Below are 22656 nucleotides of genomic sequence, written 5' to 3' on the forward strand. Positions count from 1 at the left end.
AGTAGGTATTATAAATGTTCTTCAAAATATCGGATAATTTTCTCGTGTAAGTGTACGCGGTCGCGACCTGAGACATTGTGCTTATGGCAGGGGTAAATGAACAGGTCGGGATAAGTGCGGGCGTCTACACAGGCTTTCATAAACGAAAGCGTATGCTGTGGCACACAGGTATCGTCATGGTCGTCATGAATGATCAAAAGACGTCCTTTCAGTTGTCCTGCAAGGTTTCTAAGGTTGCATTCCTTATATCCTTCCGGATTGCTTTGAGGTGTGTCCATATAGCGCTCGCCGTACATTATTTCGTAATATCCCCAATCGATAACGGGACCTCCGGCTACACCTACTTTAAATATCTCCGGGTAACGGAGTAGGAGAGCAGTAGTCATGTGTCCTCCGAAGCTCCATCCATGTACACCGATACGGTTACCGTCTACATAAGGGAGAGACTTCAGATATTCGATTCCTTTTACTTGGTCCTTACCTTCTTCGATACCCAAATGGCGGAAAGTAGCATTCTCAAACTCTAAACCTCGGTTAGAACTACCCCGGTTGTCGATAGTAAACATGATATAGCCTTTGTTTGCCATGTAAATGTCCCATCCACGTGCACCGTTCAGCCATCCGCCTGTCACACATTGTGCGTGGGGACCACCATAGACGTAGACAATGACAGGATATTTCTTGTTCGGATCGAAGTCTGCCGGTTTCATCAATCGATAGTATAGATCAGTGGTACCGTCCGCTGCTTTGATCGTTCCGGTTTCGAGAGTAGGCATTTGATAACCTTCATACGGGTTTTTAGATTGAAGTAGATTGATACTTTTGAAGTTTTTAGTATCTACCAAATCGATAGTACGGGCTTTATTTATAGCAGAAGAAAAGTCAATGAGATAGGTACCCGAAGCATTGAGTATTCCGTTATGCTGGCTTTCTTTGCAAGTATCGAATGGCTGATTCATCTTTCCGTTGCTGACATTAACAGCAAAATGTCCGCTTTTCAGACCCTCTATGGCTGTGAAGATAACTTCTTTCTTTTTTGTATTAAAGCCCAGCAACTCACTTACTAGCCAGTTTCCCTTTGTTAGTTGTTTCAGTAGCTTACCTTCTGTATTATACAAATAGAGGTGATTGAAACCATCTTTTTGGCTTTGATAAATGAATTTACTATCGTCCCAAGGTAGGAAAGTAATCGGATGTTGGGGCTCTACATATTTGGGGTGACTTTCTTCGAACAGAATCTTTACCAAGTCTCCCGTTTCTGCATTGTATTGGCAAAGTTTGGCATGGTTTTGGTCACGATTCAATTCAATAAGATAGAGGCTTTTTTCATCCGGTGCCCAACTAATATTAGTGAAATAGCGATCGGTAGGATCACCTGCATTCAGATAGATGCTTTTTCCTGTTTCCGGGTTGTAAATACCTACTTTTACCTTATGACTAGTCATTCCCGCCATCGGATAACGGATATTGTTTACTTCTCCCACACGTGCCGTAATGTCTACAAGCGGATATTGTGTGACCATGCTTTCATCCATGCGGTAGAAAGCAAGTAGGTTTCCTTTCGGACTCCAGAATGTACCCTTCTCAATACCGAACTCATTGCGGTGCACCGATTGTCCGCAAACGATTCCTTCAGGTTCATCGGTCACTGCCTGATCGTTTACATATAGGTTGTTTCCTATGGTGTATGCCACTTTCCCACTCGCTGCACAATAATCTTGATTACTTGCTTTCTCTTTCAGTTTGAGTGAACTGGCCAGTTGGTCTGTCTTAAAGTCATATACAACATATTTACCCGGTAGAGTCAATAGTAGTTGTGACTTGTCCGCCCAGGGGAAGCTAACAGAATATAAATGAGATAGCTTTCCTAATTTGTTAGCTTCTAGTACTTTGTTGATCTGCTCCCGAGTAACAAGCATTGTTTCTTTACCCGTTTGGGGCTGAATTGTATAAATTGTATCCATACCCGGTTTAATGCATTCATCCCCCCACCATTGTAGCGCGTAGAGGTTTTCTGCATATCGGTATGTTTCGCCACCCGGAATTAAGTCATCCAGTGTCAGCTTTTTCATTTCTTGTGCCATAACATTGATTACCATTGGCAGTGCCATCAATAACAAGATGGTTCTTTTTCCAATTTTATTCATTGTTTTCTTCTTTATTATTTATTTTAAATCTATCTATTGTTACTCTTCCAAGAGTGGCCGTTTTTATCTGAACGACTGCATTTAATTTAGCGAAATCCAAGAATAATTCATCACATAGCTTTTCGTAGCTCTCTCTGTCAGACGATACTGTTATTTAAGTTTTAGGTTATAATTTATGCCCCAAAGCTGTGTATCAATTAGTTAATGAGGAGTAATGATTGAACTTGTCATTAACTATTCATTCTAACTATTCTTCAGTCTTCTTCGGAATTCTAGGCTCCCGATTACCTCTGAATTCTCTCGGTGCTTTCGGATCTCTTCCTTCCTCTCTGTATCCACCCTCTCTGCGTGGTTTGAACTCTCCTTCTCGCCTTGGTCTGGATTCACCCTCTCTACGTGGCTTAAACTCTCCTTCCCGTCTTGGTTTATATTCTCCCTCTCTGCGTGGCTTGAACTCACCTTCCCGTCTCGGTCTGGATTCTTCATCTTTACGTGGCTTAAATTCCCCTTCTCTGCGAGGTCTGAAGTCTTTTCTCTCTTCTCCTTCTCCACCTTCTTCTGTTTCCTGGCTCTTGAATTCTTTGTATTTTCCATCAAAAATTTCATATTTCCGGAACTCACACTCCAGTGGACCATTGAACAATGGAATCTTTTGACTTGCTTTCAAACCTATCTGGTCAAAACATTCTTCGCGGTAGGAAAGTACCCATGCCTCATTTCCAACGAAAGCATGTTTCAGGCGTTCACCAATCATCTGATACAATCCGAGCAAGTCATTTGTAGAAATACGTTCACCATAAGGAGGATTCGTTATGATAATTGATTTCTCTTTCGGTTGCTCGAATTGTTGGAATGGTTGCAGTTTCAATACTACGTCTTTGGATACACCGGCAGCTTTTATATTGTGAGTTGCAATCTCATTAGCTTTCGGGTTATTGTCATAACCATAAATCTTATGCTCAAATTCACGTTCCTGACTATCATCATTATAGATCTCGTCGAACATATCCGCATCAAAATCCACCCACTTCTCGAATGCAAATCCTTTGCGGAAGACTCCTGGGGCAATGTTTCGAGCAATGAGTGCTGCTTCGATAGGAATTGTACCCGAACCACACATCGGATCGATCAAGTCACATTCTCCTCGCCATCCGGTCATCAGGATCATGCCTGCTGCCAATACTTCATTCAATGGAGCTTCTACCGCTTCCTGACGGTATCCACGACGATGAAGAGACTCACCTGAAGAGTCTAATGACAATGTGCAAGTAGTCTGTGCGATATGTATATTCAATAGAACATCCGGATTATTGATGCGCACTGACGGACGTTTCCCGGTTTTCTCACGAAAATAATCTACGATGGCGTCTTTTACTTTATATGAAACGAACTTCGAATGGCGGAACTCTTCGCTAAACACTACCGCATCTATAGCAAATGTCTTGTCAGCGTCCAGATACTCTTCCCAAGGAATTTCCTGAATCTGACTGTAAACCTCATCGGCATTTTTAGCGGTAAAATGCTTAATTGGTTTCAGGATACGAATGGCAGTACGAAGGCAGAAATTTGCTTTGTACATCATGCGCTTATCTCCTGTAAATGAAACCATGCGGCGTCCTATCTGAATGTCGTTGGCTCCTAATGTTGTCAGTTCTTCTGCAAGTATCTCTTCCAATCCTTGGAAAGTCTTGGCAATAATTTCGAATTGTTCGCTCATATATTGTAATTTGAATTTATTTCTTAGCTTTAGTTTGTACTATTTTCGCACCTGCAGGCACATTTTCTGTTACCCAGATGTTACCTCCTACAGTGGCGTCTTTTCCTATGGTGATTCTGCCTAAGATAGTGGCGTTGGAGTACACAATAACATTGTCTTCCAATATCGGATGACGAGGAATACCTTTGATGGGCTTTCCGTCTGCATCCAAGGGGAAACTCTTAGCTCCTAATGTAACACCTTGATATAGCTTAACGTTATTTCCGATAATGCTTGTAGCACCAATTACCACACCCGTTCCATGGTCAATCGTGAAATAACTACCTATCTTAGCTCCCGGATGGATATCAATACCAGTTTCGCTATGTGCCATTTCCGTAATGATGCGGGGAATCAATGGAACACCTAACTCTAATAATTCATGTGCAATGCGGTAATTACTGATCGCTTTAATGGCAGGATAGCAACAAATCACTTCACCATAACTTTCGGCAGCAGGATCACCATTGTATGCGGCTTCTACGTCAGTTGCCAATATTTTTCTCATACAAGGCAACTTACTGATAAACTTAGCGGCAAGTCGGGCAGCTTCCTCTCTTTTGGAGTCGGAACAAGTATTGCATTTACCTTCTGCTGTTCCAAAACATAGCCCTGCCAAGATTTGCTCAGATAGCAAATCATATAGCTTTTCGATATTTACACCAATGTGGTAATTGATTGTACGACTGTTGATGGTAGAATTACCGTAATATCCGGGAAAAAGAATGGAGCGTGAAAGCTCGATAATCTCATACAAGACTTTAGCAGAAGGCAGTGGTTCGCCATCTTTATGTTGATGAAACAGTCCTTTGTAAGATTCGCTTTCCGATAGCTCATCGACTGCCTGTGTCAAAATGTGGGTAAAGTTCAGTGGACTCATTAGGTCAGTTACTCATTTTTAATATGATATGGGCACAAAGGTATTAAAAAAATGATTAATATCGTTGATATTCAGAATAAAATAAATCAATTAGATCAGTCGTTTCATTTCCAGTTACTTTGTACTTAACTCTTCTAAAATATGAAAACGCCATTTCTTCATCAGAAACGGCGTCCTCTATTTGTTAGAATATTAGAATGAGAGAGTTTTGTTATTATATAGATTTGTTTTGCTTTATCTTACTATTGTTCAGAATAGAACTGTACAAAATATATATTGTAGTCCCATTTTAGATAATTAGTGATGCACGCTTTCTTGCATCTTTTCTTTTGTCTACTAATGTATCTGTTTTTCTGTTGCAAAGGTATATATAAATTTGATATAGGAATGGTTGCGACCAGAAATGTTATCAAAGTGTTATAAATGCTTGGTTAAAGCAACTTGCTTTTTGATAAAATTGGTAGTAAAAAAATATCCGGCAGTAAGTTGCCGGATATAGAATATAGCATTAAGCTGTATAAATATTCATTTCTCTTGCTTTCTGAATGCCGAGTTAAATAATGTTATTGCCTCTTTTAGCCTTTGCTTTATCTCTCGAATATTCCTTCAGTAGGGAGTTTTAATGAGCTTCGAGCCAATTTTTGCCCCATCCGCAATCAGCTTTTAAAGGAACATGCATACGATAAGCGTTTTCCATTTCTTCAATAACAATCTCTTCGACCCGTTCCTTTTCATTGATAGGAACACTGAAGTTCAATTCGTCATGCACTTGAAGAATCATCTTGGCTTGAATTCCTTCTGCCCGGAATCTTTTGTAAATACGTGCCATGGCTACTTTTATAATATCGGCGGCACTTCCCTGAATAGGTGCATTAATAGCATTACGTTCTGCATAACCACGAACGACTGCATTACGCGAGTTAATGTCCGGCAAGAAGCGTTTCCGATGGAAGATTGTCTCCACATAACCTTTCTCGCGAGCTATTTGTATGCTTTTATCCATATAAGCCTTCACTCCCGGATACGTCTCAAAATAGCCGTCGATTAATTCTTTGGCTTCTTTACGGTCTACATTCATCCGTTCGGCAAGACCAAATACGGATATACCATAAATGATACCGAAATTAGCAGTTTTAGCTTTGCGGCGCATATCCGATCCTACTTCTTTTAGGTCTGTTTTATAAATCTTGGCTGCTGTAGCAGCATGGATATCATAATTACTGAGAAAAGCGTCAATCATATTCTTATCTTCGCTGAGGTGTGCCATGATGCGTAGCTCAATCTGAGAATAGTCGGCAGAGAAGAAAAGGCTACCTTCATCGGGAATGAATGCTTTGCGAATCTCTTTACCGTTTTCATCGCGGATAGGAATGTTCTGTAAATTCGGATTACTTGAACTAAGTCGTCCGGTAGAGGTTACCGTTTGGTTGAAAGACGTATGTACCCGTCCCGTACGAGGATTGATAAGTTGGGGAAGCGCGTCGATGTATGTTCCCAGTAACTTCTTCAATCCGCGGTGTTCCAAAATCTTTTCCACTATGGGATGTTTGTGGCGGAGGCTTTCGAGTACTTCTTCCGATGTAATATACTGACCGGTCTTCGTCTTTTTGGCTTTCTCCACAATCTTTAGTTTGTCAAACAAAATCTCTCCGACTTGTTTCGGGGAAGCAATGTTGAATGATTCCTCTGCCAATTGGTAGATTTCTTGCTCAATGTTTTGCATTTGGGCTGTGAAATGAGCTGACGACTGTTTAAGTGCTTCTGTATCCAGCAGTACTCCATTACGTTCTATATTAACCAATACTGGTACAAGAGGCATTTCAATGTCATAGAATAAACGTTCAGCATCGTTAGCTTTCAACTCTTTTTCGAGAACATTCTTTAGTTTCAGTGTCACATCTGCATCTTCACACGCATAACGGTAAACGTCTTTAGGTGACAGATCACGCATATTTTTCTGATTCTTTCCTTTCGGACCGATAAGCTCATCAATATGGATAGTTTGATAATGGAGATAAATTTCTGCCAGGTAATCCATTCCATGTCGAAGTTCCGGTTGAAGAACATAATGGGCAATCATTGTGTCGAAGAGCGGACCTTTTACTTCTACTCCATAATTTTGGAGAACGATCATATCATACTTGATATTCTGCCCGATTTTCAAAGAATCTTCATTTTCATAAACCGGACGGAACTCATTGACTATTTTTAAGGCTTCGTCTCGTTCCGGTGGAACCGGTACATAAAAAGCTTGATTTTCTTCGATAGAGAAACTCATTCCTACTAGTTCGGCATCCATTGGTTCGGTTCCTGTAGTTTCCGTATCTAACGAAAGAATTTCAGATGTAAGTAACTTTTGAATTATTTTACTTCTTTTCTCTTCTGTATCAATGAGTTGATAATCGCATCCTAGCGTTTCTAACGTGTCTAGATTTGATTTTTTTGGATCATCCGCCCCGTTGCTCGCGAAATTCGCAAATAAATCGCCTTGTACAGACCTTTCTTCATCGGGAAAAAGAGGAAGAGAAGAGAGGGGAGTTTTACTTGTAGTTTTATTTCCATTTGCCGTTTCACTTCCGAAGTTCTCTTTTTTGAGGACACGGTCGATGAGAGTTCTAAATTCCAATTCCTCAAAGATCTGACGAAGTGAATTTTCGTCTATCTGTTCGCGAACGAGTGAATCCATCTCAAGTTGGATGGGAACATCAATTTTGATCGTTGCCAGAAATTTGGAGAAAGTGATCAATTCCCGATTCGTTTCCACTTTTGTTTTCAAAGCTCCTTTCAGTTGATCGGTATGTTCCAAAAGATTTTCGATACTTCCGAATTCGGCAATCAATTTTTGGGCTGTCTTTTCTCCGACTCCGGGGCAACCGGGAATATTATCCGATGAATCACCCATCAGACCAAGCATATCTATTACTTGGGCAGGGGATTGAATGTCGAACTTAGCTTTTACCTCTTCGATACCCATTACTTCAAAACCGCCGGTATGTTTAGGGCGGTACATGAATACATGGTCCGTTACCAACTGACCGTAATCTTTATCAGGAGTCATCATATAAGTAATGATACCTTGCTTTCCGGCTTTGGTAGCAAGAGTTCCGATCACATCATCAGCTTCGAAGCCTGCAACTTCAAGGATTGGTATCCGATAAGCACGAATGATATCTTTAATAATAGGTACGGATAGGCGAATGGCTTCCGGAGTTTCTTCTCGCTGTGCTTTATATTGCTCAAAGGCTTCATGGCGAAAAGTAGGACCGGCAGGATCGAAAGCTACTCCTATATGACTAGGATTCTCTTTCTTCAGCACTTCCTCAAGCGTATTGACAAATCCGAGGATAGCTGAAGTATTGAATCCTTTGGAATTGATTCTAGGGTTTTTAATAAAGGCATAATATGCCCGATATATCAGTGCATAAGCGTCTAAAAGAAATAATTTATTGTCTGACTCCATAGATTTATTTAATTTTTCATGGTAAAAGTACAAAAAAATACCGTATTAAACGTTTTATTATTACATTTGTACTCAAATTGTGTGTGAATGGATAGTATCACTTGCATCAAAAAACCAATAACGACTGAACTTGAGGATTTCAGAGACCTTTTTGACAGTTCTCTCTCCAGTTCGAATGCATTGCTCGATAGTGTAATAGCTTATATACGTCAGAGGAATGGTAAGATGATGCGTCCTATTCTCGTCCTTTTAGTCGCACGTCTCTATGGTGAAATCCGCCCAAGTACTCTTCATGCAGCTGTATCTTTAGAACTTCTTCATACTGCCAGTTTGGTGCACGATGATGTAGTGGATGAGAGTACCGAGCGTCGGGGACAACTTTCAGTGAATGCTGTTTTTAATAATAAGGTGTCGGTATTGGCAGGAGATTATTTACTAGCTACCAGTCTGGTACATGCCGGACTTACAAAGAGCCACGATATTATACAAGTCGTGTCTTTATTGGGACAGGATCTTGCTGAAGGAGAATTGCTTCAGTTGTCGAATGTAAGTAATCACAACTTTTCTGAAAAAGTCTATTTTGATGTGATTCGTAAAAAGACGGCAGCTCTTTTTGCAGCTTGTACAAAAGCAGCTGCTTATTCGGTAGGAGTAGGAGAGGAGGATACTGAATTTGCCCGTCTATTGGGTGAATATATAGGTATTTGTTTTCAAATTAAAGACGATATTTTTGATTACTTTGATAGCAAAGAGATAGGTAAACCAACAGGCAATGATATGCTTGAAGGAAAACTTACTTTACCTGCTTTGTATGTGCTGAATGCAACTCAGGATGCGCGAATACATGAAATTGCATTTAAGATAAAAGAGGGTACAGCCAGTATGGAAGAAATAGCTTGTTTAATTGCATTTACCAAAGAAAACGGGGGAATTGAATATGCTATTCAGATAATGAATGCATATAAGAAAAAAGCTCTTGATTTGTTAAGTATATTACCGGATTCAGAAGTGCGGGTTGCTTTGGAGACTTATCTGGATTATGTAGTCGATCGTGAGAAGTGATCATTTCCTGAATTTACTCAAAAGAGAGTAGCACAAAATTAGTTGTTCCCAGTCCTCTATTTTATCTGATTTTATGGCTCTTCCGATCAGACAACTTTTATCTATTTCTTCTGGAGTGCTGAGGACCTCGGCACAAAAAGTGTTTGCTTGTTCAATGTATTCCCAAGCTTCCTCTCTAGTTATATATCCACACTCATTTGCTGCGCGAGCAATTGTGACTGCTAATCCCATGTCACATCCGATAATCCCTCTTTCAAGATCATTAATCCAAATGATCGGATCTCTTCTTTCCTCTGCGTATTTTACGAAGTTATATAGATTCTTACCTTGTTGAATAAATCGTTCTACTCCGAAAAAGCGTTTACGTATTATCGCTTCAAATTCATTCAGGTTGTCTGTTGATAGCAGAAAGGGAGTTTGTATAGCATAAGATATTCTGTCTCCTTCGTTCATCAGGAATTGTAGCATATTACAGGTCGAATCAGTATCAACACAGTTGAATTTATTGGCGAGAAGTTTAATAATTTCTTGTTTAGGTAACCCTGTCTCAATAGTATTGAGGCGAAAGTTTTCAAGTGTAGCATGCATATAGCCGATACGTAATCCTTGTTTTCTCTTTGCATTGAGAATCAGATTTAAAGGGTTATGGTTAAATCGTAAGGTCTTTAAGTGTATTTTCATCAATATACTTCTTGTTATAATATGGTATAGGATTTATTGAAAAGCGTGAGAACTGCCACTTGATATCTTTCCTGGGGCTTCGGCGAGCCGTTATGACGATACAAGCAACAGTCCCACGCTCCGTTCGATATATAACAAAAATGTATACGTGAAGGTGCGTGAGACCCGTTTGCTTATCACCGCTCATAACTTTGAATTTTGCCGAATTCCAGGAGTAGGTAATAAATAAAACGTTCTCTAATTCAATTAGTTATGTCTAAATACAATAACTAAATGTATCACAAAGATAGTGAAAAAGTAAATAGCAGCAATAAGTAATTTTAGTTTTTCTTAAATAAATACTACCACACAACTCTCGTTATAAATGCGAGTGTTGTGCGGTAGTTATATTTAATGTTAATGTGGCTTTTAGAAAAATTTGATATCTTCGCCTTTGATATCAGAAAGCAGAAGATTTGCTAACCGACTTGTTCCCAAACGGAAAAATTGATTGTTTAACCATTCTTCGCCAAGAATTTCTTTGACGATCGTATAGTAAATGAGTGCATCATTTACGGTATTGATACCTCCGGCAGGTTTGAATCCTACTTTATTTCCTGTTTTCTGGTAGTATTCTTTGATAGCTTCGCACATCACATAGGCAGCTTCGGGTGTAGCGGCAGGCTGTTGTTTTCCGGTTGATGTTTTGATGAAGTCTGCACCTGAGTACATGGATAGGATAGAAGCCTTTTTGATGTTGGAAGCACTTTTCAAAGCTCCTGTTTCAAGAATCACCTTGAGATGGTGGTCTTTGCAAGTATCTTTTAGCTCTTGGATTTCATCGCACATTGTTTCATAATCACCATTCAGGAATTCACCTACGGAAATTACGATATCTATCTCGTCTGCTCCGTCGGCGATAGCTAATGCAGTTTCTGCAATTTTTACTTCAATGAAGGTCTGAGACGATGGAAAACCACCTGATACACAGGCAATATTGACATCTTCTACTTCTAAGGTATTCTTAACGATGGCTGCGAAATTAGGGTATACACAGACAGCGGCTACATTCTTCAGGTCGGGAAACTCATCATCGAATTGATTCACTTTTTCAGTAAAGCGCATGACACTTTCATCGCTGTCCGTAGTGTTCAGTGTGGTCAGATCAATGCAGTTGAATAGGAGTTTTTTAACCTCCTCTGTATTGTTTTCCGGTACTTTATTCTCCATAAGATCAGCTACGCGAGCTTGTATATCTGCATCGTTCAGATCGGTATTGTATTTCGCCAAAGCGATTTCATACTTACTAGGTTGTGAATTATTCTCTTCCATGATCGTTCAGTTTTGGATTATTAATATGTCTTTTATTATCTCTCTTTGTTTTCTTTTCCAGACTTTTCTGTAAAGCTTCAGTTACATTGACTCCTGTTTGATTAGCAATGCAAAGAAGTACCCATAAAATGTCGGCTATTTCTTCATCAATGTTGTCTTTTTCACCTTCTTTGAAGGATTGGTCACCATATTTTCGTGCCATGACACGTGCTAATTCTCCGACTTCTTCGGTCAGGACAGCCATATTGGTCAATTCGCTAAAGTAACGGACACCGTATGTTTTTATCCATTGGTCTACTTGCTTCTGAGCTTCTTCCAGAGTCATAATATAATGGTTTAAGTGGTTTGAATCATTGATCGGAAGGAATTGATCCCTCTCATCACAGATTGATTTTATTCTTTATTTTTAGTGTCCATACATATAGTAACAGGACCATCATTTAAAAGTTCAACTTTCATGTCTGCACCGAAAGTGCCTGTGCCGATTTCTTTTCCTAATGCACCGCTCAGATCTTCACAGAATTGTTCATAGAGTGGGATAGAGATCTCCGGTTTGGCAGCTTTGATGTACGAAGGACGGTTGCCTTTTTTAGTGGAAGCGTGTAAAGTGAACTGGCTGATAACTAAAATATCACCTCCATCTTCCAGTATGGATTTATTCATAACACCGTTCTCATCATCAAAAATGCGAAGGTTTACTATCTTTTTGCAAAGCCAGTCGATGTCTTCTTTTCCGTCAGTTTCTTCAATTCCAACTAATATCAGCATTCCTTTACCGATAGAGGACTTACAGTGTTTATCAATAGTTACTGAAGCGTGGCTAACACGTTGAATTACTACTCTCATTGATTCTTTTGTTATATTTACGGAAGGCAAATTTACGAAATTCGGCAGATAAAATGATGGAATAGAGGAAATATTATTCTCGTTATACCTGTTTGAATATTCCCCCTCAATATTTCTGATGATGTAAACCTCTGGTTAGGCAAATGAAGAAAGGTTTCTAGGTCAATTACTATCCTATACGATGAATAAACTCCGTTTTACTAAAGTGCAGTTCTTGGTATTGTTCTTAAATATGGGAGAGCAGAACCATGGTATTGGGGTATAATAGCACTTTACCCGTTGATGTAAAAAGAGAATTTCAGGTACTAAATATTCTGATTTAATCCCTCCTTGATGATTTTGGCTTTCGCTTCACCGATGATTGCAGATATATCCTCGAATGGTGCTTCTTTTATTCGTTTTACACTCTTAAATTCTTTCAATAAAGCTGTTTTTGTCTTCTCCCCGATACCTTTAATGGTATCTAATGCAGAGGCTACTTGTCGTTTACTGCGTTTATCCCGATGGAAAGTAATAGCAAAACGGTGTACTTCATCCTGTATTTGGGTGAGTAGACGGAAGAGGGGACTATGTTGCTTGATTCCGATAGTTTGTGGTGGAAACCCAAATAATAGTTCTGAAGTACGGTGCCGATTATCTTTAGCTAGTCCGGCGATAGGTATGTTCAACTTTAATTCATCTTCAATAACCTCTCTGACAACCTCCATTTGTCCTTTACCACCATCAGTAATAATCAGGTCCGGAAGTGGCGATTGTTCATCGATGGCACGTTGATAACGCCTTCTTACTACCTCTTTCATTGAAGCATAATCATCAGGTCCCACTACAGTTTTTATATTGTATTTCCGGTAATCTTTCTTTGATGGTTTGGCTTTTTTGAATACAACACACGCCGCTACAGCATCCGAACCTTGTATATTGGAGTTATCAAAACATTCAATTTGCATGGGTAATCTATCTAAATGTAGTTCTTGCTGTATTTCCTTCATTAAGCGCATACTTCGCTGTTCCGGATTGAGCTTTTCCGCTTGCTTTAAACGGTCAGCTTTATATTGCTTTACGTTCAAAATCGAAAGTTCTAATAATTTCTTTTTATCTCCGCGCTGAGGAACGGTAAAATCAACGTTATTCAGCTCTATATTCAACTCAAACGGAACAATAATTTCCCGAGACAGGCTTTTATAGCGTTCTCGCATCTCAATGATACCAAGAGTTAATAGCTCCTCTTTTGTCTCGTTCAGTTTCTTTTTATATTCGAAAGTAAATGCCTGGTTAATGGCACCATTTGTAATATGTAGGTAGTTAATGAAGGCTGAGTTGGAGTCATCTTCTTCAATTGAAAAGACATCGATATTATGCAGAACAGAGCTAACCACTTCAGATTTTGAACGATAATTTTCTATCAAAAGGTATTTCTCCTTCATCTTTTGTGCCTCTTCAAACTTCATCTCACTTGCCAGCTCTTGCATCTTTTCCAGTAACATACGACTAATATCCTGGGTGTTTCCCTTTAATATCTCCTTGATTTCATCGATATTTTTTAGATATTCCTCCTGTGATTGTAGCCCAATGCAAGGTCCTGCACAATTCTTAATGTGATACTCCAAGCAGACATTGAATTTACCCGCCCGTATATTTTCCGGGGTAAGATTCAGATTGCAGGTGCGTAATGGATATAAGTGCTTTATCAAATCGAGTAGAGCATACATAGAAGGGATATGGCTGTATGGACCATAATAGGAAGAACCATTTTTGATAATCTTTCTTGTTTTGAAAACCCTGGGAAAATACTCGTTTTGTACACATATCGAAGGATAGGTTTTATCATCCTTCAATAATACATTGTAGCGGGGTTTATACTTTTTTATCAGGTTATTTTCCAATAATAGTGCATCTTCTTCCGAATTGACAACGATATAACGGATATCAGCGATTTTGCTGACCAATATACGAGTCTTACCCGGTTCGTGTTCTTTGCTAAAATACGAATAGACCCTTTTCTTTAGGTTTTTAGCCTTTCCAACGTATATAATGATACCTTCGGTATTTAGATATTGGTAAATACCTGGCTTTTCCGGAAGATTTGCCACAATACCTTTTAGGTATTCGCTGGTTGGGTCTACTGAATCTGTATTCATAATCTTTAGAGATGAAGAACGGAAATAAATAGGGCGCAGCTATACAGCTACGCCCTGCAAATATAATCAATAAGTTTATAATGACAATACTGATTCTACTTCTACATCATCTCCAAACATTGAGATACCATTCAAATCTTTTAGTTCGACGATGAAGTTTACATATACTTTTTTCGGCTTTAAGTTTTTCACAAGTGCGCAAGCAGCCTTCATTGTTCCTCCGGTTGCTAATAGGTCGTCGTGCAGAAGTATTATATCGTTTTCGTCGATTGCGTCTTTGTGAATTTGTATGGTGTCTTTTCCATATTCTTTATCGTAGCTTTCTTCAAGAGTTTCTGCAGGAAGTTTTCCCGGTTTGCGGATTGGAACAAATCCTGCATTTAAGCGGGTAGCTAGTATAGGTCCCATAATGAATCCTCTTGATTCTATACCTACTACTTTAGTAATGCCTTTATCCTTATACATGTCAAACATGATATTGGATAACTCTTGCAAACACCAAGGGTCTTTAAACAGGGTGGTTACATCATAGAACAAGATTCCCGGAATGGGGAAGTCTGGTATTTCACGAATACTTTTGATTAGCGTTTCTTTGCTCATAATCATTGTTTTATATCGTTTCTTTAATTCTTTTGTTTCACGTGAAACGTTGCCGCTTATCGTCCTGAAAGCACCAGCAATACGTTGATGTCGCTTGGTGATACTCCTGGGATTCTGCTTGCTTGGGCAATCGTTTCCGGATCTATTTTAACTAGCTTTTGACGAGCTTCTGTGGATAGAGATTGGATAGAAGCGTAGTCAAATTTGCCTTTGATTTTTATACTTTCTAAGCGAGCAAGCTTTTCTGCAATCATACGTTCTCTATCAATGTAACCTTGATATTTTATTAATATCTCAGCAGCTTCAAGGATTTCTTCTTTGCGGTCTGATTCCATTGCTGTTACCCTATCCAATTCTTTTTGGAATACAGGAACATATTGTGCTATGTTTTCTATTGTCACTTGCGGACGGTTTAGAATTTCTATCAACTTGCATCCTTGGCGTAGGGGAGTGGTACCTATCTTTTCGAGTCCATCATTAATTAATGCCGGTTTCATCGAATAACTATGCGTGAAGGCTATGATTTGATCTATAGCTTCTTTTTTACTTTTGAGCAGCTGGTAACGGTCCTCTTTGACTAATCCTAGTTTATATGCCCGTTCGGTCAGTCTCATATCCGCATCGTCCATGCGAAGAAGGATTCGATATTCTGCTCGCGAGGTAAACATACGGTAAGGCTCGTCTACACCTTTGGTTACAAGATCATCGATCAATACGCCAATATAAGCTTCGTCACGTGCAAGCGTGAAAGGTTCTCCACCATTGCAATTGATGTGGGCATTGATACCGGCAATTATTCCTTGTCCGCCTGCTTCTTCATAACCGGTAGTTCCGTTCACTTGTCCGGCGAAGAATAGATTTTTAATAATCTTCGATTCCAACGAATGTTTGAGTTGGGTAGGATCGAAGTAATCGTATTCGATGGCATATCCCGGTCGGTAGATTACTAGATCTTTGAAAGCCGGAATCTTTTTTAGTGCGGCGATTTGTATATCCATTGGAAGGGAAGAGGAGAAACCGTTGAGATATAACTCTTGTGTTGTTTCTCCTTCCGGTTCCAGAAACAATTGGTGCTGGTTTTTATCCGGAAAAGTAACGATCTTCGTTTCTATACTCGGGCAATAGCGTGGTCCGATACTTTGTATTTGTCCGTTGAATAGAGGAGAATCCGGCAATCCTTCACGAAGAATGTGGTGTACCTCTTCATTGGTATAACACGTCCAGCATTGTAGTTGTTTTAAATGTCTGACACTGGTATTCATGAATGAAAACTTGTGGAAGTCAGCTTCCCCTTCCTGTATTTCCATTTGATCCAAATGAACGCTACGAGCATCAATACGTACCGGTGTACCGGTTTTCATTCTACCATAATTGATACCATGACGAACGATGGATTCGGTGAGTTGGTAAGAAGCCGGTTCGGCCATTCTTCCACCCGGAAGTTTGTGACGACCGATGTGCATAAGGCCGTTAAGGAAAGTTCCTGCCGTAAGTACTATACATTTGGCTTTGAAAGTAACGCCCCAGACTGTAACTAATCCGGTAACTTCTCCGTTTTCTACGAGAAGCTCGCATACTGTATCTTGCCAAATATGAAGGTTGGGAGTGTTTTCAAGTTTCTCACGCCAGGACCAAATGAATTTGGCTCGGTCGCATTGAGCACGCGGGCTCCACATGGCAGGTCCTTTTGAACGGTTCAAGATTCTGAACTGAATGGCGGTTTCGTCAGTTACTATCCCCATCTGTCCGCCGAGTGCATCTATTTCGCGTACTATTTGTCCCTTGGCGATTCCTCCTACGGCCGGGTTGCAACTCATCTGCCCAATCTTGTTCATGTCCATTGTGATGAGACAAGTTTTGGAACCAAGATTTGCAGCGGCAGCTGCTGCTTCGCAACCGGCATGTCCGGCACCAATTACAATAACGTCGTACTTAAAATCCATTCTGTCTTATTTATTATCTAACGCTGCAAAGTTACGGAAAAGTTACGAGAGTTGTATCCGCTGCCCGTTTTTGCTTCCAAAAATTGCGGTCAGGTGTCGGAGCGGATAAAAAATCTCTTTAATTTTAGATTAGAAATATGCAGAATGTCGTTTCCTTTGAGGTGATTTGTGGATGATATTCACTTTCTAATCGGCAATATTTTGAATTTATGATTTTAAATCGTTGTTATTTCTGTCTTTTTGTTACTTCGAACAGGAATGGATTTTAAGAGTAAATAGAAAATTAGTGGAACCTATTTTTAGAAAAGAGAGCTAAGAGCCATTTTACACTTAATTGTCTCCTTTTTCTCTTGATATAAGTCAATAAAATGAGCAATTAACTGTTTTTTAGAATAGGAACTATTGCATTTTTCCAAATCCGGCGTAACTTTGCAGCGTAGTTGTGAAACTACTCAATAGTTTAGTTTCAGTTTAAAGAATTTTTAGGTATTAGAAAAGGTGAAAAAGGTATTAAGTATTAGTTTATAAAATTAAGGATTAGATTTAAGATTAGTTTTTAGGTAGCAAGTTAGTTTTTATTAGGTATTTTGAGTAAAAGAGTAGTTTTTCAGGTAACAAGTAAAATGAAGATGCAGAAAAAAGAATCCCATTTATGGGGGATTCTTTAAAGGTGGGGCGGAATTATTCGCTCTTTTTTTGTTTTTAGTCCCTTCTTATTCGCTAATGTTTTCTTTAAAGCGTTTATCGGTTGTCTTTGGTTTGGAATTACAACATTTACTTTTTTAGGTGATCACTCTTGTATCCATTAATTTTATTTATCCACAGCCGCAATCTATTATCGAATTGGGATACTCTATGAATTATTTTATTCCATTTTATATATTAATTAAAAAAGAAGAATGAAGTTGTTTTTACGAATGGTTTGGTGTTTATTTGTGATGGAGTTGTACTATTCAAATCTTTCCATAAATAAGTACGATGATGGAATTGTATTTTATAATGATAATCTCTTAAACGCAAAGAATGATGATAAAGAATTGAGTATGAGTGTTATTTGTTCTGATTGAGTCGTATTTGGACCATTTTTAGTATGCTTTATAAATAATAAGTCCCCTTGTTTCATATCTATTTTGAATGAAACAAGGGGACTTATTATTGTAAGATAAAGACTATAAACGATGTTACATTATTTTTTATTCTGAAATCTCTCTTGTAACATTGTCAATGCTTTATCTTCCGCAGCTTCCATGATCTCCCGTTCACCGGGACCTTTGTCGTTGATTCCGCAAAGGTGAAGAATACCATGGATAATTACCCGATGCAATTCGTTATCATAAGATGTCCCGAATTGTTCAGCATTCGTTCGTATAGTATCCAGACTGATGAATAAATCGCCGGACAGACGATCTCCTTCGCAATAGTCAAAAGTAATAATATCTGTGAAATAATCGTGTTGCAGATATTGACGGTTTACTTCCAGTATTTTTTCATCCGAACAAAAGATATAGGCGATTTCACCCAGTCTTTTTCCATAAGAAGCAGCTACGTTTTTAATCCATTCCGTTGTTTCCCGCTTCTTGAGATCCGGCATTTTAATGCCTTCCGATTGATAAGTTACAGCCATAATAAAACTGATTTAAAAGAAAAATAAATAACTGATTAAGATTGCGGCAATAATTCCTGAGAAGTCTGCAATTAGGCCGCAGGTAACTGCATTCCGGGTTTTGGTAATTCCTACGCTACCGAAGTAGACTGCGAGGATATAAAATGTAGTATCTGAAGCACCACGTACTACACAACTCATTCGACCGACAAATGAATCGGGTCCCAGCTCTTTCATCGTATCTATCATTAGACCGTTAGCACCACTGCCACTAAGTGATTTCATCAATGCAGTTGGGAGGGCACCTACAAAACTGGTGTCGATTCCAAATAAGCCAACAAAAGACCCGATGGCTCCTACTAGGTAATCCATAGCTCCTGAAGTGCGGAATACGGCAATACCGACAAGAAAAGCAACTAGATAAGGAATGATGCGTACTGCTGTTGTGAACCCTTCTTTAGCACCTTCTACAAACGAGTCGTATACATTGATTCTCTTACGGACTCCTGTCAGAATAAACAAAATGATGACTCCGAACAAGATGATATTGGCAATTAATGTAGAATAAGTTCCCATTTCTTCGCGGGAAATATTCAAAAACAAATAAATCAAACCTGAAAAGAACAGGCAGACAATACCCATTAATATTAGAATCGGTTTATTGATCAGGTTTATCTTTTGAGCAATGCTCACCGCAATGACTCCTACCAAAGTAGAAATGAATGTACTCAACAAAATAGGAATAAATACATCTGTCGGTTGTGCAGCACCCATCTGTGCACGATAGACCATGATACTGATTGGAATAATGATGAGGCCGGAAGTGTTGATAACCAGAAACATAATCATCGGATTGGAAGCCGTATCTTTCTTTGGATTCAATTCTTGCAATTCTTTCATGGCTTTCAACCCCATTGGGGTAGCTGCATTATCCAATCCCAGCATATTAGCAGACATATTCATAAAGATGGAACCTAATACCGGATGTCCTTTAGGAATATCTGGGAACAACCGGCAAAGCACCGGACTGAGAAAACGTGCCAATGAACTTATTAATCCGCTATTCTCTCCAATTTTCATAATTCCCAGCCAAAGAGCCAATACTCCGGTTAGCCCTAAAGAGATTTCGAAAGCTGTTTTCGAAGAGTCGAACGTAGAATTCATAATAGCAGTAAATATCTCCGTATCTCCCAGCAACAGCACTTTTGCAAGGGCTATCACGAAGGCTATGAGGAAGAAAGCTATCCAGATATAATTCAGAACCATAGTTTTGATAGATGTATGATGTGGATGCAAAAGTAAGTATAACGTTTCAAATAAACTAGCAGTGAAGGAAAGTATTCTTTAACAAAAGAGATCACAATCTCTTTGTAGATCTTCCACCGGGAGCTTGATTATATGTGCAAACAAGGATTTATAAAACTATTCTTTTATGAAATAACGCTTATAAACCGATATTTTTCAGTAAGTTTGTACTGCATAAATTCCTTTTAATCGGAAGGAAACTTGTTCTTTCAAGAGCTAAAATGTGTTTTTGTAGGAAAGAAGCTATAGCCGCAAGTTCTGATTATGAAACCGAAGCCTTTGATTATATAATCAAAAGCTTCAGTTATATAACCGGAGCTTGCGGTTATAGTTTTGTATAAAGGAAAAGAAAGTTATCACTTAATAGAGAACAAGTTATCTATTAGTAGGGAGCAAGTTTTCTATTAATGGGCAACAGACTATCCATTAATGAAATAGAGACAGGAACTAAATTCATGGTATCTTAGCCTTAATCTGTTTCCATGTATTTCTTCAAAGTTCTCTTCTGCCCTATTCGCCCGTGTTCTTTCCGCGGCCCTTTCCGTTTTTCCTGAGTGAGAATAATGGTGAGGTAAAACGTCTGTTCACTCTCCAAAAAACAAGCAATGCAAAGATAGCAAGGCTATGATTTGCCCAAAAAACGAATGGAATGGCTACAAGATGCCCTAATCCCCCTATTCTTATAATAGCATCTTAAATACATGATAGCCGGTGTATTATGCCACTAAACAGTAAAATGAAAGTGACAATAGAAATGCTGCAAATGTCTGTTGTCACTCTATTGTCACCACTCTATTGTCACCAATTTGCCGTTGATTATCAGAGATATAACACTTAAAAGTGACAAATGACAATAAAACAACCGTTTTATAATGCTTAGTAGTCGTAGTTAATTGTTGCTTCATAGTAAGCCGCCCCTTCTCAGTCATTCAATATCTTGTCCGGGCTTTAATATCTTATTCTCATGCTTCGGATGATTTGCTATTGTTAGCCTTTTGGTTAGCAAATATCTTGCTATAACTACAAATTCTTTAGATTTGTTGGCGTGCAATGCTTACATGTAGCATTGTCTAGCTAATGGTTATTAGTTAAATAGTATAAAATGCTAATATTATATTTGGTATTCACAATATAGTTAGTATATTTGCATTGTGATAACGTGTGTGGTTAGCAATAAAAATAAATATGTTTGTTGCCTACAAATCAGCATACGACTTTTACACGCTAACATACTAACTATTTTAATCATTTAGAAAGGAGGAATAAATATGCAACATAGTACACTGACGTCTTACGGTTGTTTGGCAGCACCAAGACTAAATCTTGTTAAAATCCCTGCTCCAATCGAATTTTTTTCGAGTACATTAGTAACTAATAATATAAGGATTCGACTTTCTTGTGACTTACATCGAATAGTCACAACTTAGGTGCAACATAATACGATAAAGGCTAAAAATTAAAATAGTTTTGTGCAACAGAAACCAACCAATAAATATCATATCATGAATAAATTAAATATTAACAGTACAATAAACCGTTCCTTTTTCATTAATGGAACGAGACAATTACAACTAATCGGCAAAAAGCTGCCTGAAGCACTGCCCGTTCAAACGTATTCGCGTACTGTCGCAAATACCTTGCCCAATAATGTCCCCCCGAACCGGCGGAAGCTTTCCCGGGGGCTGTGCCGCCCTCCCCCGTTCCCGTCCCTGTAAGATTTATTCGCCGGCACAAAGTGTAAGAATGACTTGATTGGACGGCCGGAGACTGTAGAACTTTCTCGGCCGTATAACTACCTGTAAATAATAACATTACCTATTTATCATGACGGATGCCTCCGCCATGACGGGGAATTACACACTCAATTTGTAACATAAAAGAACATCCTACACTCTTGGAGACTACTATTGAACGTAAATTAAAACAACTATTAAAAACCACCGGAAAGGAGGTGTACGACCATGGCAATGAAAAAATCCGTATGGGATATCGTCCTGAAAGCGATTATCGCAGTGGCTTCGGCAGTGCTCGGAGCGTTAGGTGCCAATGCCATGAACCTGTAAGATCCTTCAACAGGCCAAGTCATTGAGTTCTGCGAACAGATTCAAGGCACCAACACCGGTACCATCCCCCTGTGGATACAGGCCCTGTTCCATCAGGGGGACCGTTTACCGATATTCATTAAACAACCCATTATTCAATTTATAAAAACCAACATCTTATGAAAACCCATCCTACAAAAAATAACAAGCTCCGGCTTCCCGGACACTTCTTCCGGCTTCTAATCCTCGCATGCCTCCCCCTAATACCGACCTTCGGTCAGGTAGTCAAGCTGGACATGCCCCAGATCTTCCCCGTTTCCCCCGAAGCGGCCGTTCTGGACAAATTCCATTCCTATCCGGTGGACTATTGCACAGGAGTACCCCAAATCAGCATTCCTTTATATGAGATCGTCGCGGGAGACATCACGATCCCCGTCACCCTGTCCTACCACGCCTCCGGCCTCAAGCCCCATGACGGCAGCGGCCTTGCCGGCACCAACTGGTCCCTCAGCCTCGAGCCCACCGTCAGCCGTGAAATCCGCGGTACGGACGACACCGGCAATTACGGCTGGCTGCGCGAGGGCAGCTACCACCGCGGTACCCCTCCCGGAGCTTCGAGAATGGACCGGATCAACTTTATGGACGAGGTCGTGCGCGGCATCCGCGACAGCCAGCCCGACCGTTTTACCTACAGCCTGCCCCACGCAGGAGGCAGCGGCTACATGCTCTACCAGGGCAGCCCGATGGTCACCTGCCCCCGCACCAACGATGTGGTAAACTGGGATAGAAGCGACAAAATGACCATCACCGACGATAAAGGATACTATTATGAGTTCGACGGCGTAGTGGAGAAAGTCTTCTATACCCAAACCATCAACCGCT

General features: G+C 39.6%; 15 protein-coding genes and 1 pseudogene. 3 read left to right on the forward strand and 13 right to left on the reverse strand.

Annotation, left to right across the window (positions count from 1 at the left end; all coding sequences use genetic code 11):
• Positions 1-8: 8 nt before the first annotated feature.
• From CZ225_RS22520 to polA, 4 genes are all read right to left on the reverse strand, one after another.
• On the reverse strand, positions 9-2147 hold the full coding sequence (locus tag CZ225_RS22520) for a S9 family peptidase (protein WP_077155595.1): 2139 nt from the start codon (positions 2145-2147) through the stop codon (positions 9-11).
• Between the two features lie 247 nt (positions 2148-2394).
• Positions 2395-3864 carry a THUMP domain-containing class I SAM-dependent RNA methyltransferase gene (locus tag CZ225_RS22525; RefSeq protein WP_077155596.1) on the reverse strand — a complete coding sequence of 490 codons (1470 nt, stop codon included), beginning with the start codon at positions 3862-3864 and terminating at the stop codon, positions 2395-2397.
• Positions 3865-3880: 16 nt separating this feature from the next.
• Entirely contained in the window at positions 3881-4783 is a 903-nt protein-coding gene (locus CZ225_RS22530; protein WP_025075552.1) for a serine O-acetyltransferase, read from the reverse strand.
• A gap of 619 nt (positions 4784-5402) precedes the next feature.
• Positions 5403-8243 (reverse strand): DNA polymerase I, encoded by a 2841-nt coding sequence (gene polA / locus CZ225_RS22535; protein ID WP_077155597.1) that lies wholly within the window; start codon positions 8241-8243, stop codon positions 5403-5405.
• 87 nt (positions 8244-8330) lie between these two features.
• Between polA and CZ225_RS22540 the strand changes: the two genes are divergently transcribed.
• The gene (locus CZ225_RS22540) at positions 8331-9305 is read left to right on the forward strand and encodes a polyprenyl synthetase family protein (RefSeq protein WP_077155598.1); all 975 of its coding nucleotides are present in this window, start codon (positions 8331-8333) and stop codon (positions 9303-9305) included.
• Here the strand turns inward: CZ225_RS22540 and CZ225_RS22545 are convergent, their stop codons facing one another.
• From CZ225_RS22545 to CZ225_RS22590, 9 genes are all read right to left on the reverse strand, one after another.
• Complete coding sequence (locus tag CZ225_RS22545; RefSeq protein ID WP_077155599.1) at positions 9306-9986, reverse strand: DUF1266 domain-containing protein; 681 nt, start codon at positions 9984-9986, stop codon at positions 9306-9308.
• A 408-nt stretch (positions 9987-10394) separates the two neighbouring features.
• On the reverse strand, positions 10395-11297 hold the full coding sequence (deoC, locus tag CZ225_RS22555; RefSeq protein ID WP_077155600.1) for a deoxyribose-phosphate aldolase: 903 nt from the start codon (positions 11295-11297) through the stop codon (positions 10395-10397).
• Positions 11284-11622, reverse strand: coding sequence for a nucleotide pyrophosphohydrolase (locus tag CZ225_RS22560; protein WP_077155601.1), 339 nt, complete (start codon positions 11620-11622; stop codon positions 11284-11286). The genes deoC and CZ225_RS22560 overlap by 14 nt, the downstream gene beginning before the upstream one ends.
• 68 nt (positions 11623-11690) lie before the next feature.
• Entirely contained in the window at positions 11691-12143 is a 453-nt protein-coding gene (dtd, locus tag CZ225_RS22565) for a D-aminoacyl-tRNA deacylase (protein WP_077155602.1), read from the reverse strand.
• Between the two features lie 305 nt (positions 12144-12448).
• Positions 12449-14281, reverse strand: coding sequence for an excinuclease ABC subunit UvrC (gene uvrC, locus CZ225_RS22570; RefSeq protein ID WP_077155603.1), 1833 nt, complete (start codon positions 14279-14281; stop codon positions 12449-12451).
• Between the two features lie 75 nt (positions 14282-14356).
• Entirely contained in the window at positions 14357-14887 is a 531-nt protein-coding gene (locus CZ225_RS22575) for an adenine phosphoribosyltransferase (protein WP_129585854.1), read from the reverse strand.
• 50 nt (positions 14888-14937) lie between these two features.
• Positions 14938-16824, reverse strand: coding sequence for a tRNA uridine-5-carboxymethylaminomethyl(34) synthesis enzyme MnmG (gene mnmG / locus CZ225_RS22580; RefSeq protein WP_077155604.1), 1887 nt, complete (start codon positions 16822-16824; stop codon positions 14938-14940).
• Positions 16825-18010: 1186 nt separating this feature from the next.
• Positions 18011-18448: an rRNA maturation RNase YbeY gene (ybeY, locus tag CZ225_RS22585; RefSeq protein ID WP_025075561.1), complete on the reverse strand. Its 438-nt coding sequence runs from the start codon at positions 18446-18448 to the stop codon at positions 18011-18013.
• Between the two features lie 12 nt (positions 18449-18460).
• Positions 18461-19693, reverse strand: a complete 1233-nt coding sequence (locus tag CZ225_RS22590) for a nucleoside recognition domain-containing protein (protein ID WP_077155605.1) — start codon at positions 19691-19693, stop codon at positions 18461-18463.
• A gap of 2006 nt (positions 19694-21699) precedes the next feature.
• Between CZ225_RS22590 and CZ225_RS23780 the strand changes: the two genes are divergently transcribed.
• Both CZ225_RS23780 and CZ225_RS23530 read left to right on the forward strand, forming a co-directional pair.
• Entirely contained in the window at positions 21700-21795 is a 96-nt protein-coding gene (locus CZ225_RS23780; RefSeq protein WP_159441740.1) for a smalltalk protein, read from the forward strand.
• Positions 21796-21953: 158 nt separating this feature from the next.
• Positions 21954-22656: pseudogene (locus tag CZ225_RS23530) on the forward strand (hypothetical protein); the annotation flags it as partial.

This window comes from Bacteroides bouchesdurhonensis (genome assembly GCF_900155865.1).
In the GTDB taxonomy this organism is placed as follows: Bacteria; Bacteroidota; Bacteroidia; order Bacteroidales; family Bacteroidaceae; genus Bacteroides; species Bacteroides bouchesdurhonensis.

Excerpts from the sequence above, each read along its gene's own strand:
- CZ225_RS22520 (WP_077155595.1), bottom strand. The coding sequence starts at position 2,147 with ATGAATAAAATTGGAAAAAGAACCATCTTGTTATTGATGGCACTGCCA.
- CZ225_RS22525 (WP_077155596.1), bottom strand. The coding sequence starts at position 3,864 with ATGAGCGAACAATTCGAAATTATTGCCAAGACTTTCCAAGGATTGGAA.
- CZ225_RS22530 (WP_025075552.1), bottom strand. The coding sequence starts at position 4,783 with ATGAGTCCACTGAACTTTACCCACATTTTGACACAGGCAGTCGATGAG.
- polA (WP_077155597.1), bottom strand. The coding sequence starts at position 8,243 with ATGGAGTCAGACAATAAATTATTTCTTTTAGACGCTTATGCACTGATA.
- CZ225_RS22540 (WP_077155598.1), top strand. The coding sequence starts at position 8,331 with ATGGATAGTATCACTTGCATCAAAAAACCAATAACGACTGAACTTGAG.
- CZ225_RS22545 (WP_077155599.1), bottom strand. The coding sequence starts at position 9,986 with ATGAAAATACACTTAAAGACCTTACGATTTAACCATAACCCTTTAAAT.
- deoC (WP_077155600.1), bottom strand. The coding sequence starts at position 11,297 with ATGGAAGAGAATAATTCACAACCTAGTAAGTATGAAATCGCTTTGGCG.
- CZ225_RS22560 (WP_077155601.1), bottom strand. The coding sequence starts at position 11,622 with ATGACTCTGGAAGAAGCTCAGAAGCAAGTAGACCAATGGATAAAAACA.
- dtd (WP_077155602.1), bottom strand. The coding sequence starts at position 12,143 with ATGAGAGTAGTAATTCAACGTGTTAGCCACGCTTCAGTAACTATTGAT.
- uvrC (WP_077155603.1), bottom strand. The coding sequence starts at position 14,281 with ATGAATACAGATTCAGTAGACCCAACCAGCGAATACCTAAAAGGTATT.
- CZ225_RS22575 (WP_129585854.1), bottom strand. The coding sequence starts at position 14,887 with ATGATTATGAGCAAAGAAACGCTAATCAAAAGTATTCGTGAAATACCA.
- mnmG (WP_077155604.1), bottom strand. The coding sequence starts at position 16,824 with ATGGATTTTAAGTACGACGTTATTGTAATTGGTGCCGGACATGCCGGT.
- ybeY (WP_025075561.1), bottom strand. The coding sequence starts at position 18,448 with ATGGCTGTAACTTATCAATCGGAAGGCATTAAAATGCCGGATCTCAAG.
- CZ225_RS22590 (WP_077155605.1), bottom strand. The coding sequence starts at position 19,693 with ATGGTTCTGAATTATATCTGGATAGCTTTCTTCCTCATAGCCTTCGTG.
- CZ225_RS23780 (WP_159441740.1), top strand. The coding sequence starts at position 21,700 with ATGAAAAAATCCGTATGGGATATCGTCCTGAAAGCGATTATCGCAGTG.